The 17,951-nt window shown below is 44.1% G+C and carries 11 protein-coding genes and 1 tRNA gene; 4 read left to right on the forward strand and 8 right to left on the reverse strand.

Annotation, left to right across the window (positions count from 1 at the left end; translation table 11 throughout):
- Positions 1-14 precede the first annotated feature (14 nt).
- Entirely contained in the window at positions 15-1,343 is a 1,329-nt protein-coding gene (locus Q7J63_RS17905) for a dicarboxylate/amino acid:cation symporter (RefSeq protein ID WP_304888136.1), read from the forward strand.
- Positions 1,344-1,620: 277 nt separating this feature from the next.
- Here Q7J63_RS17905 and Q7J63_RS17910 read toward each other — a convergent pair whose 3' ends face one another.
- The 4 genes from Q7J63_RS17910 to Q7J63_RS17925 all read right to left on the reverse strand — a co-directional run bounded on the left by Q7J63_RS17910 (position 1,621) and on the right by Q7J63_RS17925 (position 6,597).
- Positions 1,621-2,391 carry a LytTR family DNA-binding domain-containing protein gene (locus Q7J63_RS17910; protein ID WP_304888138.1) on the reverse strand — a complete coding sequence of 257 codons (771 nt, stop codon included), beginning with the start codon at positions 2,389-2,391 and terminating at the stop codon, positions 1,621-1,623.
- 77 nt (positions 2,392-2,468) lie between these two features.
- Positions 2,469-3,545, reverse strand: coding sequence for a sensor histidine kinase (locus Q7J63_RS17915; protein ID WP_304888140.1), 1,077 nt, complete (start codon positions 3,543-3,545; stop codon positions 2,469-2,471).
- 235 nt (positions 3,546-3,780) lie between these two features.
- Entirely contained in the window at positions 3,781-4,434 is a 654-nt protein-coding gene (locus Q7J63_RS17920; RefSeq protein WP_304888142.1) for a hypothetical protein, read from the reverse strand.
- A 12-nt stretch (positions 4,435-4,446) separates the two neighbouring features.
- Positions 4,447-6,597 (reverse strand): TonB-dependent receptor, encoded by a 2,151-nt coding sequence (locus tag Q7J63_RS17925; RefSeq protein WP_304888144.1) that lies wholly within the window; start codon positions 6,595-6,597, stop codon positions 4,447-4,449.
- A gap of 276 nt (positions 6,598-6,873) precedes the next feature.
- Between Q7J63_RS17925 and Q7J63_RS17930 the strand changes: the two genes are divergently transcribed.
- Entirely contained in the window at positions 6,874-8,397 is a 1,524-nt protein-coding gene (locus Q7J63_RS17930; RefSeq protein WP_304888145.1) for a hypothetical protein, read from the forward strand.
- 337 nt (positions 8,398-8,734) lie between these two features.
- On the opposite strand, the gene Q7J63_RS17935 is transcribed toward Q7J63_RS17930, so the two are convergent.
- From Q7J63_RS17935 to Q7J63_RS17950, 4 genes are all read right to left on the reverse strand, one after another.
- The gene (locus Q7J63_RS17935; RefSeq protein ID WP_304888146.1) at positions 8,735-11,260 is read right to left on the reverse strand and encodes a M14 family metallopeptidase; all 2,526 of its coding nucleotides are present in this window, start codon (positions 11,258-11,260) and stop codon (positions 8,735-8,737) included.
- A gap of 580 nt (positions 11,261-11,840) precedes the next feature.
- A tRNA-Val gene (locus Q7J63_RS17940) sits at positions 11,841-11,915 on the reverse strand.
- Between the two features lie 118 nt (positions 11,916-12,033).
- Positions 12,034-12,654, reverse strand: a complete 621-nt coding sequence (locus tag Q7J63_RS17945) for a bifunctional 2-polyprenyl-6-hydroxyphenol methylase/3-demethylubiquinol 3-O-methyltransferase UbiG (protein WP_304888148.1) — start codon at positions 12,652-12,654, stop codon at positions 12,034-12,036.
- Positions 12,635-13,552 carry a patatin-like phospholipase family protein gene (locus Q7J63_RS17950; RefSeq protein ID WP_019596552.1) on the reverse strand — a complete coding sequence of 306 codons (918 nt, stop codon included), beginning with the start codon at positions 13,550-13,552 and terminating at the stop codon, positions 12,635-12,637. Before Q7J63_RS17950 ends, Q7J63_RS17945 begins: the two co-directional genes overlap by 20 nt.
- Before the next feature lie 194 nt (positions 13,553-13,746).
- On the opposite strand from Q7J63_RS17950, the gene Q7J63_RS17955 reads away from it, so the two are divergent.
- Positions 13,747-13,911 carry a hypothetical protein gene (locus Q7J63_RS17955; protein WP_019596551.1) on the forward strand — a complete coding sequence of 55 codons (165 nt, stop codon included), beginning with the start codon at positions 13,747-13,749 and terminating at the stop codon, positions 13,909-13,911.
- Positions 13,912-14,730: 819 nt separating this feature from the next.
- Complete coding sequence (locus tag Q7J63_RS17960; RefSeq protein ID WP_019596549.1) at positions 14,731-17,940, forward strand: TonB-dependent receptor; 3,210 nt, start codon at positions 14,731-14,733, stop codon at positions 17,938-17,940.
- Positions 17,941-17,951 lie beyond the last annotated feature (11 nt).

Below are 17,951 nucleotides of genomic sequence, written 5' to 3' on the forward strand. Positions count from 1 at the left end.
TTAATTCGGAGAATATGTTAAAAAAAATACCCCTGCATACCCAAATCATCGCTGGCTTAGTCTTAGGATTGATTTTTGGGCTGGTCATCGTACAGGCTGGATTTTCTCCGGATTTTACCATCAATTATATCAAACCCATCGGGACGATCTTCATCAACGCCTTGAAAATGATCGCGGTTCCCTTGGTGTTGGCATCGCTCATTGTAGGGGTTTCAAATCTGGGAGACATCTCCAAGTTGAGCCGAATCGGAGGAAAAACCATTGTAACCTATCTGATTACCACCATTTTGGCGGTTAGCCTTGGATTGCTCTTGGTCAATGTATTCCAACCCGGAAAAAGTCTTCCTCAGGAAACGCGTGAAAACTTAATGGCCCTTTATGATGATGCCGTTGACACAAGGACATCTCAAGCGGAAAAATTCAAGGAACAAAGCCCTCTTCAACCATTGGTGGACATCGTTCCGGAAAACATCTTTAAGGCTGCCGCAGACAATGCAAGCATGCTTCAGGTGGTCTTCTTCGCCATCATTGTAGGCATCGCTTTGCTTCAGATCCCTAAGACAAAAGCCACCCCAGTCATTGCTTTTTTTGATGGACTCAATGACGTCATTATTCAAATCGTGGGGTATATCATGATGATCGCACCTTATGGCGTATTCGCCCTGATGGCATCACTGATCGTCGAGATTGCTGGGGACAATCCCGAATCTGCCGTTCAACTGTTGTTGGCCTTACTGAAATACAGCCTGGTCGTAGTCGGCGGTTTGCTGATCATGATGATGGTGGTCTATCCCCTTATCTTGAAATCCTTCACCAAAATCAAGTATCTGGACTTTTTCAGGGCCATTCGTCCGGCACAACTCTTGGCTTTTTCCACCAGCTCAAGCTCAGCCACCTTACCCGTGACAATGAAGCAGGTAGAGGAGGAACTCGGGGTTTCCGAAGAGGTAAGTAGCTTTGTGCTTCCCTTGGGAGCTACGATCAACATGGACGGAACAAGTCTTTATCAAGGCGTTGCGGCGGTTTTTATCGCCCAAGCATTGGGAATGGACCTGACGATTACCCAACAGCTCATGATCGTCTTGACGGCTACACTTGCCTCCATTGGCTCTGCAGGAGTCCCGGGAGCAGGCTTGATCATGCTGATTATCGTTTTGGAATCCATCAATGTTCCTGCAGCGGGAATTGCCCTGATCATTGCTCCGGATAGGATTTTGGACATGTTCCGTACAGTGGTCAATGTCACGGGAGATGCTACGGTCTGTACTTTGGTCGCCAGCACGGAAGGTGAATTGCCAGATGGCTTGATCAGGAAAGCAAATCCCTTCACGCCAAACGAATAGAAGAAAAAGTAAGAATATAAATCAAAAGCCCTACAAATTCATTTTTTGTGGGGCTTTTGAATTTCCCCCTTCCCTTGTCCCTGAGATTCATTTGCCCTATTCTAGGAATCAACCTCATTTTCCCAAAAAAAATTGAACCCGATAGGGTGAAGTCAAAAATTGTAAATAACAACTGATTATTGAGTGCTTTCAGGCTGGAATAAAATTGGTATTGTCTATGGGAGTCGATAGCTCTAGACAGGAAAAGGAAAAAAGCAGCCCCCTCGAACACCATTCATCAACCGTCCAGCCAATTCTTAAACTCCCCCACTTTTTCCCTGCTCACCAAGATGTCTTGGTCCTCGGTATTTGTCAGTTTTATTTTGAGACGGCTGTTTGAATACGTGTGGATTTCGGAAATAGAGGAAAAGGAGGCAATGTATTTTCGGTTCAGGCGGAAAAACTTCCGGGGGTCCAACATCCCCTCCAATTGGTCCAGGGTATAATCCAAAATGTATCTTCTCCCTTCCTTGGTCTGTAGGTACGTCACTTTTTCTTCACTGAAAAAAATGGAGATATCAGCAGTCTGCACACTTTGAATTTTCTCTCCGTATTTGACCAAAAACCTGGATTTATGGTGGTCGGCTTGGGGTACCAGTAGCGCTTTGAGCTGTTGGATATCCAAACTGGCTTGCTTTTGTTGACTCTGGAATTTTTGAAGGGCTTGATCCAATTCCTGGGGATCGATTGGTTTCAATAAATAATCAATTGAATTTAGCTTAAAGGCCTTGATCGCATATTGGTCAAAGGCGGTCGTGAAAATAATGGGAGATCCGACTTTTATCCTTTCAAAAATTTCAAAACTCTGACCATCTGCCAACTGAATGTCACAGAAAATCAAATCCGGGGCAGGATGTCCCTGAAGCCAATCGACACTGGAAATGATCGTGTCCAAGTGTCCATGAAGAACAGCCTCCGGAAAAAATCCCTGCAGCAGTTGCCGCAACCGATTTGCGGCAGGTTTTTCATCTTCAATGATCAAGATTTGGAGCTTGGAGGAATAAGACATTTTGCTTTAAATAATTGGGGATTTTTTAAAATGAATACAAATGCTGGCAATAGTATACCAAAAGGGAGACAAACGCCTTATTCATCCAGCCTTAACAAAGGCAATTCCACGATGAATTCGGCTTTGGATTTTGTGATTTTTGGTATTTGATCGCTCAGGAGTGCGTAGCGTTTGAAGATGTTTTCCAGGCCGATCCCCCTTTCTTCAACTTCCGGGGTCAGCTTCTCTTGAAGGTTGTTTCGGACGATCAATTTGTCATCAATCCGCTCGATAGTGATTTTCAATGGATTTTCCATGCTGGCCACATTGTGTTTGACGGCATTCTCCAACAACAGCTGGAGCGAAAGTGGTGGGATGAAATACTCTTCCAACCGATCCACAACAAGTCGAAATTCCAAACTTTCATCAAATCGGATTTTCTGCAAACTCAAGAAATTTTGGGCAAAAGCCAGTTCCCTTTCCACTGCGACCAATTCCTCCTGCTGCACATCCAATACGTAACGGTAGATCCTGGACAGTTGCTGGATAAACGCAGCGGATTTGTCCGGACTTTCGTAAACCAGATGGGAAAGCGCATTGAGGGAATTGAAGAGAAAATGTGGGTTCAATTGGTTTTTCAGGGATTGATATTGACTGGCCAAATTTTCGGATTTCAATTTTTCGGTTTCCAAAGCCGAATTTCTCCATTGGTAAAGCCAGGACCTCGTCGTGAAGATGGAGATAATCACGAGGGCGATCGCCACCGGCATTTTTGTATAGCCGATGATGTCCCACCATGAAATTTTCCCTAAAGTAATCCCATCCACACTGACCAAAACATACAGGATCACCAAAACATAACTGACGATAAAAGAATAGATCAAATAGGAACCTGCCGTCAGCAACAGCCTTTTCACAGGTTTTTTGATCCAGGGAATCCTCTTGTCAAAGAATTCCTGCACCTGAAACCCTCCCATACTGAGCGCGGAGGACATCAAAAAAGAGAAACCAAAGTCTGGAAGAATGGAAACCAATCCCTCGGAAGACAAAAAACATTTTGCGCATTGAAAAAGCGTCAAGACCAAGGCAATCACAAAATTCAAGAGGATGAATTTCCCAAAAGACCTAAAGACGGGTGCACTGGTAGTGGTATATTTCTTATTTTTCAAATTCATGGTCCTGTCTATTATTTGACCAAAAGGAGTGTCGATCACAATTTCCCAGTTTTACGTTCTTATCGTGTCACAAAGCGATTATCCGATGCACCATGGAAGATATGGTTTTTGCACTTTCTTACAAACAGGATCTTTTGGCAATTGTGGGAAAGGAGTATTCAGACATGAAAAAATTTCGAAAACAGCCCCTCCATCTGGTAAGATGATGGATGGGCTGTTGGAAACATAGCCAAATTCATGGACACTCCGCCTTCATTTGGGCTGCCATATTTTTGCCCCACATGGGCTCCAATGCTCCTTCTTTTGCTTCAGAGGCTTCTTTTTCAAAAAGTTTCAAACTGGCATCAACCAATCCGCAGGCCTTTTCCGGTCCCTGACCAAAGAATTGGGCCATCCCATTTTCCATTTGGGCCATCATGAAGATGGCTCTCGGGTTTTGTCTGTTCAGTTCGATGGCTTTGGCAAAGGTCTGCATGGCAATCGGCGATAGGCTTTGCCCTCGTGAATTTGGATCCGCGCTCAATTCTCCCATGATGATGAATCCTTGCATCGCCACGATTTCAGAATTGTTTGGTGAAATGCTTGCTGCCTTTTTCGCATGCATCTTGGCTTGCCCAAAGAACCCATCCTTTTCCTGAATTCCCCCATCCGTCCTAAAGCCCATATTCGCATAAGCCCAAGCTGCATAATAATCCGGTAACCATTCTTCCTTATTCATTTCCGCAATCCGAGAAAAAACATTGGCCGATTGTTGCAGATCTTGGACACTTCCCGCTCGATACAATTTTTGGATTTCAGTGCGCATGGCTTTTTCATACGCTTCATTAGAAGCTTTGATGCTGATTGAAATCAGGAACATCATTCCGATGGCAAATAGGTACTTTTTCATAGTTTTTTTGTTTTATAAGTTGTTCAATTGATTGGCATTTTTGTCTTTGGAAAGCGTCAGGAATAGGCCGAGAAACAGAAACCGTGGCGCCTGAAGCTTGATCGGCAAGGCCTCAAACCTTCCGGATGCATTGGCCTGTTCACTGAATCGGTATCCGAAAATATTGTCCCTACCCAACACATTGGAGCAGGCAAGGTGAAGGATCAAGTTGGGACGAGGCAGGTAACTCCAGCTCAAACTCAAATCCTGAAATCCCCTGGTCTTGTCATTCATTTGCCCCGGAAAATTGGGGTTGGTGTAAGTATAGCCGTCATTGATCCCAAAAGAGGCCCCAATCTGGGATTTCAATCCAGACACGAAGTGCTTGATGACGAGGGACCCATTGTGTCTCGGCGCAAAACCCGGCTGCACCCTTTCCGTGTATTGGGCAAATTTCCTTTTGCTGTCCACAAAGCTGTAGGTGATCCAAAAATCAGTGTTTTTCACTGTCTCCCTGTCCCTATAAAAGAGGTCAAAACCCTGGGCATATCCCTCTCCGTTTTGCTGGATATCGGTGTATTGGAAAGGATTCCCTTTAAATGTGGTCAGTTTTTGATATTGTTTGTAGAAAGCCTCTGCCCGAAAAGTTCTGCCGTTTTTGTTCAGAAAATAATTCAAAATCAAATGGTTGGCCTTGGTATTCTGCAATTCCTGATTGAGGATCCGGAGCTGCTCGACTGGCATTTGACTGAATTGGCCTGCGGCAAAGGAAAGTTGGCCTTCGCTGGGAAATTTGTAGGCCAGAGACAATCTCGGGTCCAACCAAGTTTCCTTGGCCAAGGAGCTGTGTCCACCTCTCAGCCCGCCACGCAGGATAAATTTGCTGTTCACGTAAAAATCTGCCTCTGAAAAAATGTTGGTGTGGTGGTCATTGAGTTCCCTTTTGCTGTTTTGGGATCGAAAATTCTCTTCATAGCGGTAGGTGTAGGATTCGACTCCGGTTTTGATCGAGAATCTATCCGAAAAACCTTTCAGAGCCACGAACTTGCCATGCAGCACTTGGTTTTGATTGCGAAGATCCACCTGATCCAATACCAGCGCATCGACATTGTTGGAATAAGAAATCCCTCCATAGTAGCTCCAGTCGTTTTTTCCGATTTGCTTGAAGGATCCTTGGGCAAAAGTATAGCGGTTTTGGACATCGACCAATTCCCCTCTTTCCTCCGAACCGGGAATGGCTTGCCAGATTTTCATCCCACCGGATTCCGTATGGACATAGGCTTTGACCATCCCATTATTTCCCCATTTTTGTCTGGCCGAAACTTCGGCATCCCAACCAAACGGCGCTCTTTCCCAATCGAAATTTTGCCGGATCAAGGATTGGTAGGGAGCGAGGTCAAAATAATTGGCAGAGGCCGTAATGCTGCTTTTTTCAGCGGCCAGCGTTTGGGTAAATCCCCCACCGATCGACATGAGACTGACGTCCCCCTGGCTTCTTAGCGGAAAACCCACTGTGTTCAGTGCCAAAGCGGAGGAAAGTGCCTGACCAAATTCGGCGGAATAGCCTCCCGTGCTGAAAAAAGAACCTTTGAACAAATTGGGATTGAATCGGGTCCGCGTGGGGACGTTGGAGGCGGTGGTGCCGAAAGCATTTCCAACCTTCATCCCATCGATGAAGATGGCCGTCTCGCTGGCATCTCCGCCACGAACAAACAATCTTCCATCATTGCCAATGGTACTCGTTCCGGGCAAAGTCTGAAATGCACCCACTATATCTCCCATCGCTGAAGGGACCGTGACAATATCAATTGATTTCAAGACCACCGCTCTTTTTTCATCCGAAGCTTCCATCGCACCTGCAGTGATGGTCACCGCGGTCATGTCGTTGATGGCCTCCCTCATCACGGGATGGAATTCTTGGACACTCCCATTCAAGACCACTTCAAGTTCCTGACTTTTGAATCCCATCGCTTGGAACATCAGGGTTTGAGTCCCTCCCAATTCCGTTTCCATTTGGAAATTTCCCTCCAGATCGGACGAGGTACCATCGTAGGTGTTTTTGATAAAGATATTTACGCCTGGGATAGTTTGCCCTTTTTGGTCCTTCACTGATCCTTTGATTAGGGTTTGACCGATGGTTTGCACTGCCAAAAAGAAGAGGAGTATGGAAAGAATTGTTTTCATCGCTTTTGCATTTGACCCAAAACTCAAGAAAACGTGTCTGCCAAAAAATAAAAGCTGACTGAAGTGAGGAATTGGATGGATGAACTGTCAAAAGCAGAAACCAGAAAAAAAATGGGTGTATTCTTTAAATCAAAATGGGTTTGGGAAAACCGGAAGCGCTCGGGCTGGACATTAATGCGTTTTAACACCAAGGGTCTCCAGCCATCACTTATCCGTGGTTTTCAAAGAGAATTTTTTGTTAATTATTTCTTTTCCAATAAACCTAAAAGTCAAACCATGAAACACCTATTCATTCTTCTTAGCCTATTTTTACTTGAACCCGCTTTTTCCCAACAGGATAAGATCGGTATTTTCCCAAGCAGCAAGGATATTGGCAATCCCAAGTTGGCTGGCAGCGCATCCTATGACCAGGATGGACAACATTATAACCTTAAAGGGAGTGGCTATAATGTCTGGTTTGAAAGAGATGAGTTCCATTATTTGTTTGACAAAATAGAGGGGGATTTTATCCTCACGGCCAACTTTGAATTTATCGGCGAAGGAACCGACCCCCACCGAAAAGTCGGCTTGATGATCCGGGATTCAGAAGAAGACAATTCCCCCCACATCAGTGCGGCCCTTCATGGAGACGGCTTGACAGTCTTGCAATGGCGGGAACTGAAGGGCGCTTTTATGCGGGATCCCGAGGATGAGATTTTTTCTCCCAAAAGCCATTATGGAATTTTGCAGTTGGAGCGGACTGGAAAAGAATTCACCATGAGGGCTGCGCATGCAGGCGAACCGCTTCAGCTTATCGGTTCGCACGTGATGAAAACGATGGGGAATTCGATTTTGGCAGGGATCTTTATCAATTCCCACAATGAAAATGTGGTGGAGCAAGCAAAAGTCTGGAATGTCCGAATCGACCGACCTGTTGCAGACAATTACAATCCCGGGAGAGAAGGGTATTTGGGTTGCAGGCTGGAGACCATGAATGTTTTCACCGGAATCAGAAAGGTGATTTATGAGAAAGAAGACCGCTTTGAAGCACCCAATTGGATGCCCGATGGCAAAAAGCTTCTTTTTAATATGGATGGCGCATTGTTCACCATACCTGTAGCAGGTGGGGAAATTGAAAAATTGAACACCGGTTTTGCCGACAGAAACAACAATGACCATGGCATCTCCTTCGATGGAAAATTATTGGCCATCAGCCACCACAGGCAAGGGTTTCCCGGCGGTGGGTCGACGGTTTATGTATTGCCTTTGGCCGGTGGCGAACCCAAACTTATCACGGAAGAAACCCCCTCCTACTGGCATGGCTGGTCCCCGGACAACAAGAAAGTACTTTATGTAGGCATGAGAGGTGAGAAAAAGACCTACGACATTTATCAAAAAAACATCAATGGCGGAGCAGAAATCGCTTTGACCAACACCCAGCCTGGAGAACATGTGGATGGCTGTGAATATTCTCCTGACGGAAAATTCATTTATTACAACGGCAGCCAATCCGGCACAATGCAACTCTGGAGAATGAAGCCCGACGGCTCGGGAAACGAACAATTGACCTTTGATGAAAAAAACGATTGGTTTCCGCACATCTCACCGGATGGAAAATGGATTGCCTTTATTTCCTTTCCTGCTGAGATCCCTGTAAATGACCACCCTTCTTACAAAAGAGTGGAGTTGAAATTGATGCCCACTTCCGGTGGCGCACCCAGAACAATCGCTTACCTCTATGGGGGTCAAGGCACCATCAATGTCCCTTCCTGGTCACCCGACAGTCAATCGATCTCTTTTGTGAGCAATTCGGGAAAATAACCAAGGATTATTGTCAGATTTCTTATGAACCATAGCGATCAGGCTCAGGTACTGGGAGATATTTTCACCTATCCATTGGAGTTGGCTAATTTCATAGCGATGATCTGAAATTTCACTTACGCTTTATTGTAATGCTTATTACAGTAATGTGCTTTACAATAAATTGATTGAAAACTGAATCCAATCCTAAAGGATAAAATCATTCTCCAAATTTGGAAGGGGCATCCATACAGTCCTAAAAAAAATTCTTGATAAAAAAATTGAGCTCAAAAATAGGCGTTGCCTACTCTTGAGCTCAATTAGTATTTGAAAACCGGATCTAGGATCCCGTTATGGTTTACTGCCCAACCAAGAAAATTGCATTGGCCATTAAAAGCTTTCCGGATTCCCAGAAAGAACGGAACATCGGATTGTCCACCATGTACACAATCTGTCCGCGACCTTGGTTTTCTACACCATAGACCATGGATTGGGCCATTCTTGGTTTGATTTTGCTGCCAATGTAGCCAAATCTGTAGGCATCATTGTTTTGGATGATCCCGGCATTTACGCCATTGTTCAGATAAGCATACCTTGACCCGTTGTTCTTCAGGGTATAGAATTTTCCGCCCATGCCGAAAGCCAGTGGATGGGTTTCATCCAACTTCAGTTCATACACTGCACCTGCAGCCGTGGTGGAAATTCCCATTCTTTCCCTTTCTTGGTAAGGCTCCAATCTTTCGACATTCTGGATTTCTTTTTCTGCCTTCTCTGCAGCTTTTTTCTCTTCCTCTGTGTCGAATTTACTCAAGTCAAAACCTTCCTTATCGGCAAAAGCCATCAAGGCATTTTCGATGGCAATGAGCTTGCCACCTGCTTTTACCCAGTCCATCACCTTTTTGAAATTTGTTTCAGAAAGATAACTTCCATAACTGGAAGGCATGATCACGACATCATAGCCATACAGATCCATTCTTCCCAACATGTCGGCTTCAATGATGCTCACTGGATAATCCAGCTCCTGCTCAAAGAAATACCAAAGCTCCCCAAAATTCAAGGAAGAGGTTCCTGAACCTCCGAGCAAGGCCACTTTGGGCGCTTTGATCGTCCGTACATCCGAAGAACCAAAATCTTTGCCTTTGTCCACATATCCAGTGGTGCTGGTCTTCAAGGAAATTTCCATTTCATTGGCCAAATCCACCACTATTTTGTCAAAATCTTTTTTGTACTGATTGCCATTTCGGTGGATCAGCAGGGAACCTGCAGGATAGGATTGTCCACCGGTTTCAAAGGCGTAATTGGTCACCCGAACCCTGATGCCTTCTCTCAACAAAGCGGCAAGAAATTTGGCATCTTGCGTCGCGTTCCAAGGAGAAATATAGGCCAGTGGCTTTCCGTCAAGCGCATTGGCGATGAAGGGTTCTTTTTCAAATCCCTTTGGTGCATCCAATCTGGATTCCAAAGCATAGGCCTGTACACCATAAGCCAAGGGCAATGCCCAACTGGTAATGTCATACGTAATGGAGTCTTGCAAAGTCGCCTGTGGCTCAAACAACACTTGGGTAAGCACCGATTTTGGCTGATAGGAATTGACGATGATGTCCTTTTCGGTCGTGGAAAAAGTCACGGATTTACCCGTCATGTAGTCCAACCCCTTGATTCCTGATCGGTTGCCGGCAAATCCATATTGTATTTTATTTTTGTCCAAAAGGGCCAAAAGCGCTTTTACCCGCCCTGCATTTTGGTCTCCTTTGATGACGAAGCTTTTGTACTTCGCTCTTGGATTGGCACTGTTGCTTTTAAAATATTTGGCAAATTCATCTGTGAGCCTGCTTGCATTTTTGGCGGTCACTTCAATTGCTGAAATCCCGGCTGTGTGCTGGTGGATGATTCTGTCTTTTAAAGTAACGGTATCACCCAAGGCATTCAACATCCCCAAACCTGCTCTTCCGGACCCACCTTGTTCAATCGTCATGCCGATGGCTCCGTTGTACATGGGATAAGTATCTCCGTAAGCGGGATACAACAAGTCAAAGCGCTCTTTGGTGAAATAATCCCAACTGTTTTCATCAAAATATCGGGCGGTATTCCTACCGAAAATCTCCTGGAATTCATGTTGGAAAGGGGAAAGTTGCTCATGCAAAGGCGGCGCTGCCGGAGCAAAATAGAAGGGCTCATTGATGCCTTGCTCATGGAAATCGACAAAAAGATGCGGCATCCATTCATGGTAGAGCTTCAGTCTTTCTTCCGTTTCTTTCTGTGTCTGCCATGCCCAGTCTCTGTTGAGATCCATCAGGTAATGGTTGGGTCTTCCTCCCGGCCAAGGCTCAAAATGCTCCACAGACTGAGGATCTGGCTGGAGGCGGTTGTTTTGCTTTTGTCCATACCAAGACGTATATCTTTCCCTTCCGTCAGGATTGGCGCAAGGGTCGAGTATCAACACCTGGCTCTGGGTCCACTCCTTGGATTGGGCATTTTTGGGATCTGCGATTTGCCAGAAAGTCATCATGGCGGCTTCTGTGGCCACGGCCTCATTGCCATGGACATTGTATTGCATCCAGTTGAGTGCTACTTGGGAAGAAGGAGAACCTTCGACCATACCTGTTCTCTTCAGATTGTCCAAGCGGATATTTTCAATATTGGTCATGTTTGCTGGTGAAGAAACCAAGGCCACAAATAACGGTCTGTTCTCGTAGGTTTCCCCGTAGTAAACCAATTCCACATTGGGAAGGCTGGCAGCAAGATGTTCGAAGTAGGCAACTACCCGATGATGGGGTGTAAAACGTTCACCAAGTGGATAGCCGAGGAATTCTTCCGGGCTTTTCTGGGCCTTGACACTTAAAGCCACTAAAAAAGTGAGCAACAAGAGTTGTATTTTTTTCATATAGGGTCTGATTTTATGCTGAATTGTAAAGAGACACGTAATTTAAGTGCTTTGTTGAGAAACCTCAAACCACTGAAAAAATATTCAGCTTATTCCACAGAATTTTTAAGGTTGAGGGGAAAGTTTTGTCTGTATTGCAGGAAAATCATGTTTAAAAATTTTGATATTCTTGGGAACGATACCTCATGGAATCCAATTTCAGTTTGGTTATTTACTGGAGATCAAAATGGATGAAAACCACGGGTTGACCTCGGGAAAAAGATATAGGGAAACGAAAGCGTTGAGCGTAAAGAATCTTTTCGGCCAATTTGGTCCAAGGGGAAAAGATGAAATGAATCAGAGATGTGATTTTGAGCAATTCCGGGGATTTTCAATAGAATCTCCCACAGGCCTGTGAAAAAAATCCAACAATTTATTTCCCGACTCAAGATACCGTTACCGATCTGAATCATTCATTAAGTGGAAATAGGAATGTTATTATTTTGAGTGTTGCGTGATAAAATAGGCGCCACTGTCTGCACTACCCCGCCAAAATTTCAATTGAATTCTCTCAAAATTAGCGCCTTAAATTTTAAAAATGTGGGACCTAAGGGATTCGAACCCATGACCTCTGCTCTGTCAAAGCAGCGCTCTAAACCAACTGAGCTAAGATCCCATTTTTTGAGACCGCTAAATTGTGAAATGCCCTGCTCATTTCCAAAACTTTCCCTCTTCAAGAGAAAAATAAGCTGAAAAGAGCATTGCTATTTTGAATGGTTTCAAACCCATCGCCTTTATCCCACTTTCTCCCAGACAAAAACACCCATCGCCCGCTGCCCATGGACCAAGGCACTTTTGGGGGCTTCCAAATGCCGGAGTCCATATTTTTGGATAAGTAGGGCCAACAAAGGCTCCGTCAAGAGAAACCTTTCGCTGCCATCCGGCAATGCAAAAACACCGTTTCCCAGAGCCCTTGCGCTTTCTTCCATCCCGCCATGCCCCGTGGTCATCCTCAGGAAAAATATACCCCCGGGTTTCAACACCCGCATCATCTCCTCCATCATCCGCATGAACTGACCTTGGTCCCTGGCAAAGTGCAGCACGGCGGAGCTGACTATCGCATCAAAAGCACCTTTGTGAAAAGGCATGTCCTCCACCAAAGCAGTCTGAAACCGATAAACATCATAGTCTTTTTGAATGGTCTGGGCGTAAATCCTCGCCATCTGTATGGCAATCGGGTTGCTGTCCACACCGAAGATCGAATATCCCTCATTCAGGAAATAAATGCAATTTCGGCCTTCCCCGCAACCCGCGTCCAGGATTTTCATTTCCTTGGTAAATCTTCCCTTGAGGATTTGGTCCAAAAGGTAAATATCAATGTTTCCCAGAAGGGAGTTAAGCTTGCTGATTTCCATTTTCAAATTTTTCGATTGCGGTCAATGCCTTGCTTCTGCCGATTTTGATCAATTCCGAAGCCCTGTAAAATTCAAGTGTGCCGGCCTGCATCCTTGAAATTTCAATCAGCATATCCATTTTGTGTTTTTTGATGACAAAGGCAGAAAGCTTGTCCTGAAGCAAGTCAAAAGAATGGTTCAGCAATTCAATGGACCCCATTTGCTTGGGTTGTTCTACCTTCTTTTCATCTGAGCTGATGTATTTGCTGAATTTATCCCTGTAATCTGCCGCCCAGATCGGCAGTTTAAGTAAATGGCCCCCCTCATCCGTTTTCACGGGTTTTTCTGGATTGACAAAGGCCTCCCTTGGACCATTGAGGTCAATGGCCACGACCAATTCCCCTTTGGTTTTTTTGGAAAGCAAGCTAAAGGGTATGGGATTCAAAATCCCGCCGTCAATATAGAATTTCCCCTTGACCTGGGCTGGCGTAAGGACGGTTGGAATGGAAACGGAGGCCCGGATGGCACTATAGAGGCTTCCTTTGGTAAATATTTTTTCTTTCCCAAAGGGAATTTCAACAGCTGTACACCGAAATGGAATCTTCAAATCCTCAATTTGACAGTCAGGCACAATGTTTTGGATGGCATTGAAGACACGGTCTCCTTTGATGAAACCATTTCTGGAAAGGGTAAAATCCATCAGGGAAAAAACGTCAATTTTATCCAAATTGCATATCCATTCCTTGAATTCGGGAAGCTTCCCAGTCGCATAGACGCCACCGATCAAAGCCCCAATAGAGCTGCCGGCGATGGAAACGATCGTGTAACCGGATTCCTCCAATGCTTCGATTGCCCCGATCTGCGCCATGCCCCTGGCCCCACCACTGGAAAGCACCAATGAAACTGTTTTATTGCCCATAATTTGAAAACTACATAGAAATCTGAAACCACTCCAGTATTTTTTAACTCTGTTCGCATTTTTTCAGGCTTGTCCCCCTTCTTTCTGCTATGGTTTTTGTTTTGTTTTATCTCTCCTGAAACCGATTTCTCCGGATAAAAATAGTTCAAAATGTTGGCTTTTATGGGTTGACGTCCAAAAACGATGGAACGTTGATGCATATTTTGAACCGCTGGGGAAAACAGATGCAAGATTTGGTGATCATGAAGACAAAGCTGATGGAAAAGATCGCCTCCATCCGCTTTTCGAGTCCGTTTTATCGAAGAATGAATTTCGGCAGGATTGGTCGAAAAACCCAAAAATACAATTTCAAGAAGTGATAAATCCTAAATAGTCAAAGGGAGAAAACCCTTCGTCCTGCCAAAAAAAACTGATCCGTGAATTGGAGAAAAGAAGGGATAATACCTATCGATAATCCACATTCTTGAACATCAGAAAGCTGTATCCATTCAGAAACGTCATGCAGATACGAGCATCAAATTTTAGCATTCTTGAATAAAAAATAATGGCATTTGGAAGTAATACCTATGAAAACATCATTAGAAATGCGATGGTCAAATAATGATTTTCGAGTCCATCAATATCAAAAAAATAGCTGATTACCTCTAGGCCCTCCATCCCCTAGTAGACCACTTTCGCAAACCTTCCAAAAATGCGCTCAAATTCCAGAACCTTAGTTCCAACTTGAAGCCTGATTTCATATTAATTTTTTAATGTTTTTTGACTTTGATAAAAAATAAATAAAAGTATTTTTTCTTTATATTTTTTTTATTGCGCAATATCATACTTTAGCATAAGATAAATTCTTATGTATCAATAGAATTCAAATTAAAATTTGATTATATTTAGTATTTCCTTTATAAATCATTTCGTAGAAAAGTTTTATTTCAAATAAGTTAACTTTTAACCCAAAAGCTTATGTCAAGAAGGAATATTTTTTTCCCATAATTCATTCATTATAAAATCTGTCAAAGTATCACCCATCCATTCAGGTCATATGGATTGAGGAGATAAGATTTGGTTGTCATCGGTATAATATGCGTTGGTTCAAAATTTTCAAGCAAGAAACCAATGTCCTTATTGTGTTCAAAAACTGCTGTTAAAATAAAAAAACAACTCAAAATTAACTAATCTGTTTTATGGAATCATTTTACAAAAAACTAAGCGTGTTTTTACTGCTCTTAGTGCTGTCCAGCGCAACGTTGCTGGCGCAAATTAAAGTCACGGGAACTGTTCTGGATGAATCCGGAGTGGAACTCCCGGGCGTGACGGTGCTTGTCAAAGGAACAACGACAGGGGTTGTGACAGACATGGATGGAAACTATACAATAAATGTTCCTTCGGCCCAATCGGTGTTGGTGTTCTCATTTATTGGATTTGAGACCCAAGAAGAAGTTGTGGGGAACCGATCCCAAATAAGCATAAGGCTACAGCCCTCCATCAGGGCGCTGCAAGAAGTGGTTGTGACGGGTTATGGCGCACAATCAAAAAGGGACATTACAGGCGCCGTGACCACCGTGGAAACAAAGGATTTATTGTCCATTCCGGCCACAACCTTTGCGCAGCAACTACAAGGAAGGGCTGCGGGCGTTAATATTGTCAATGATGCTACACCAGGTGGAGAAGCTACTGTAAGAATCAGAGGATTTGGTACCATAGGAAACAACAACCCACTGTATGTCATTGATGGTGTTCCCACAGAAAGGCAGGGGAACCTTAATCCGGAGGACATAGAGTCCATTCAGGTTTTGAAAGATGCTTCGGCGGCTTCTATTTATGGATCCAGGGCTGCCAATGGTGTGGTGATCATCACAACCAAAAGGGGAAAGGTAGGAAAGCCCACCATCACCTTCAATACTTATCAAGGCACCCAAAGATCAGGGAATTCTCCAGATGTTCTGAATGCGGAAGAGCTTGGAAGGTATCTGTATTTAGCAGACATCTATGCAGGCAAGACCCCTGGTCATGGACAATATACCTTTGGCCCAAATGGGGAGGTCAGTATTCCGGATTATGTATTTCCAAGTGGAGCCATGGAGGGAGATCCAAGCACAAACCCCAGTCTTTATGCATTAAGACCCGGAAACATTTATGCCATCACCAGATCTGCAGATACCAATTGGTGGGATGAGGTGACGAGGTCTGCCCCCATCCAAAATTACCAGATATCTGCCTCAGGAGGCACCGAAAGTGGCCGGTACGCCCTTTCGGCCGGATATTTTAACCAAGAAGGGATCGTGAAATTCATTGGATATGAAAGGTATTCCCTAAGGGCGAACACAGAATTTAAAGCCCTCAACAATAAGTTGACGATCGGAGAAAATCTATCCGTTACTTTTGATAATCGAAAAGGGGGATTTGGAAACCAAGATGAACAAAATGCAGTATCAGGCGCATATAAGCACCATCCACTGCTTCCTGTATATGATATAGAAGGGAACTTTGCTGGAAGTAGAGGGGCCAATTTGGGCAACAACTTCAATCCGTTTGCGGTTTTGTCCAGACAGCAGGACAATAGAAACATGAGAATGAGGGTTTTTGGAAATGCTTATGCCGCCTTTGACTTCAACGAAAACTTTCAATTGAAAACCAGCCTCGGAATAGATGGCAATACCAGTCGAGGCCGATTCTTGGGCAGACCCCAACCCGAATATGTTGAAGGTAATTTTATCAACAGTACCACTGCGAGGCATGATTACCAATACCAATGGGTTTGGTCAAATGTGCTGAGTTATAGCAAGGTTTTCAAAGAGGTCCATTTTGTAGATGCATACGTCGGAACTGAAGCTATTCAGGAATTTGGGGAATTCTTTGAGGCAGGCAGACAAAGATTTGCCTTCATTACACCGGAAATATTGAGCTATCTGGATTTGGGGGATGCCACTACGGCGACGAACTCGGGTAATGTTTTCAGAGATTACAGTTTGTTTTCTCAATTCGGCAAATTCAATTATGCTTACGCAGATAAGTACCTGGTTCAGGTCATTATCAGGAATGATGCCTCATCCAGATTTTTATCGGCTTCAAGAAATGCGATTTTCCCTGCCTTTAGCTTAGGTTGGAGATTGTCTGAGGAAGCCGCTGTAAAATCAGCTCTTCCTTTTGTGTCGGATATGAAACTTCGCTATGGATGGGGAAAGACAGGAAATCAGGCAATTGGTGATTACAATGCTTTCACAACCTATCGGTCTAATATTTTCAATGCCGGATATCCTATTGATGGCTCTCTCAATTCCCCAACATTGGGATTTGATGCACAGCGGTTTGGTAATCCCAATGCCAAATGGGAGACAACCACTTCCAATAATTTAGGTCTGGATGTTTTGTTATTCAACGATAAATTAAACTTTGAATTTGACCTCTGGCAAAGAGTCACTTCAGACATGTTGTTCACGATACCGATTACATTTACTGCAGGTGATGCGTCCGCACCTTCCTCTAATGTCGGGCAGATAACCAATAAAGGGATTGATATCAATTTGGGTTATCGAAACACCACCATGGGAGGGGATTTTAGATACAGCATCTCCGGTAATTTCTCCACCTATAGAAACAAGGTTGATCGGTTGGACGAAAATGAAGATACGCGATTCTTTGGATTTGGATCAAGGGTTCCTGCTGTTACGGTTACGCAGGCAGGCCTACCCCTTTCATCCTATTATGGATTCAATGTATTGGGGATTTTCCAGTCCCAGGAAGAGGCAAATTCACACCCTACATACGGGAGTTATAATGCCCCTGGAAAGTTCAAGATTGAGGACGTAAACAATGATGGAGTAATCACCGACGATGATAGAACCGTTATTGGAAATCCCCACCCGGATTTTACTTACGGCATCAATTTGAACCTGGGCTATAAAAGCTTTGATCTTACCATTTTCGGAAATGGGTCTGTGGGAAATGATATTTTTAATTATGTACGTTATTTCGCAGATTTCAATACATTTCAGGGAAACAGATCCAAATCCGCTCTCTATGATGCTTGGCAGCCCACCAATCCCCAAGCACCTCGAGCCCAGTGGGTAGCTGCCAATCCAAATGCCAAAACTCCTATAATGGATGCCAATGATCAGGTCAGTAGCCGTCCTTCAAGTTATTTCATTGAGGATGGTTCTTACTTTAGAATCAGGAATATTCAGCTCACCTACAGCCTACCTGCAAGTGCCTTGTCAAAACTTGGATTTGGTAGGGCATCGGTTTATCTGCAGGGGCAAAACCTGTTTACTTTCACCAAATATTCAGGCCTAAATCCGGAAATTCAAACGAATACCGATAACACCTTGGGATTTGACGGAGGATATATGCCGGTATCGAAAAATCTTTTGATTGGCCTTAACCTTAATTTCTAAATAAATTCCTG

The organism is Rhodonellum sp., assembly GCF_030656585.1.
Taxonomy (GTDB): Bacteria; Bacteroidota; Bacteroidia; order Cytophagales; family Cyclobacteriaceae; genus Rhodonellum; species Rhodonellum psychrophilum.

What these genes read in the sequence shown, in the direction of transcription:
- Q7J63_RS17905 (WP_304888136.1), top strand. Translation starts at nt 15, where the DNA reads ATGTTAAAAAAAATACCCCTGCATACCCAAATCATCGCTGGCTTAGTC.
- Q7J63_RS17910 (WP_304888138.1), bottom strand. Translation starts at nt 2,391, where the DNA reads ATGTCTTATTCCTCCAAGCTCCAAATCTTGATCATTGAAGATGAAAAA.
- Q7J63_RS17915 (WP_304888140.1), bottom strand. Translation starts at nt 3,545, where the DNA reads ATGAATTTGAAAAATAAGAAATATACCACTACCAGTGCACCCGTCTTT.
- Q7J63_RS17920 (WP_304888142.1), bottom strand. Translation starts at nt 4,434, where the DNA reads ATGAAAAAGTACCTATTTGCCATCGGAATGATGTTCCTGATTTCAATC.
- Q7J63_RS17925 (WP_304888144.1), bottom strand. Translation starts at nt 6,597, where the DNA reads ATGAAAACAATTCTTTCCATACTCCTCTTCTTTTTGGCAGTGCAAACC.
- Q7J63_RS17930 (WP_304888145.1), top strand. Translation starts at nt 6,874, where the DNA reads ATGAAACACCTATTCATTCTTCTTAGCCTATTTTTACTTGAACCCGCT.
- Q7J63_RS17935 (WP_304888146.1), bottom strand. Translation starts at nt 11,260, where the DNA reads ATGAAAAAAATACAACTCTTGTTGCTCACTTTTTTAGTGGCTTTAAGT.
- Q7J63_RS17945 (WP_304888148.1), bottom strand. Translation starts at nt 12,654, where the DNA reads ATGGAAATCAGCAAGCTTAACTCCCTTCTGGGAAACATTGATATTTAC.
- Q7J63_RS17950 (WP_019596552.1), bottom strand. Translation starts at nt 13,552, where the DNA reads ATGGGCAATAAAACAGTTTCATTGGTGCTTTCCAGTGGTGGGGCCAGG.
- Q7J63_RS17955 (WP_019596551.1), top strand. Translation starts at nt 13,747, where the DNA reads ATGCATATTTTGAACCGCTGGGGAAAACAGATGCAAGATTTGGTGATC.
- Q7J63_RS17960 (WP_019596549.1), top strand. Translation starts at nt 14,731, where the DNA reads ATGGAATCATTTTACAAAAAACTAAGCGTGTTTTTACTGCTCTTAGTG.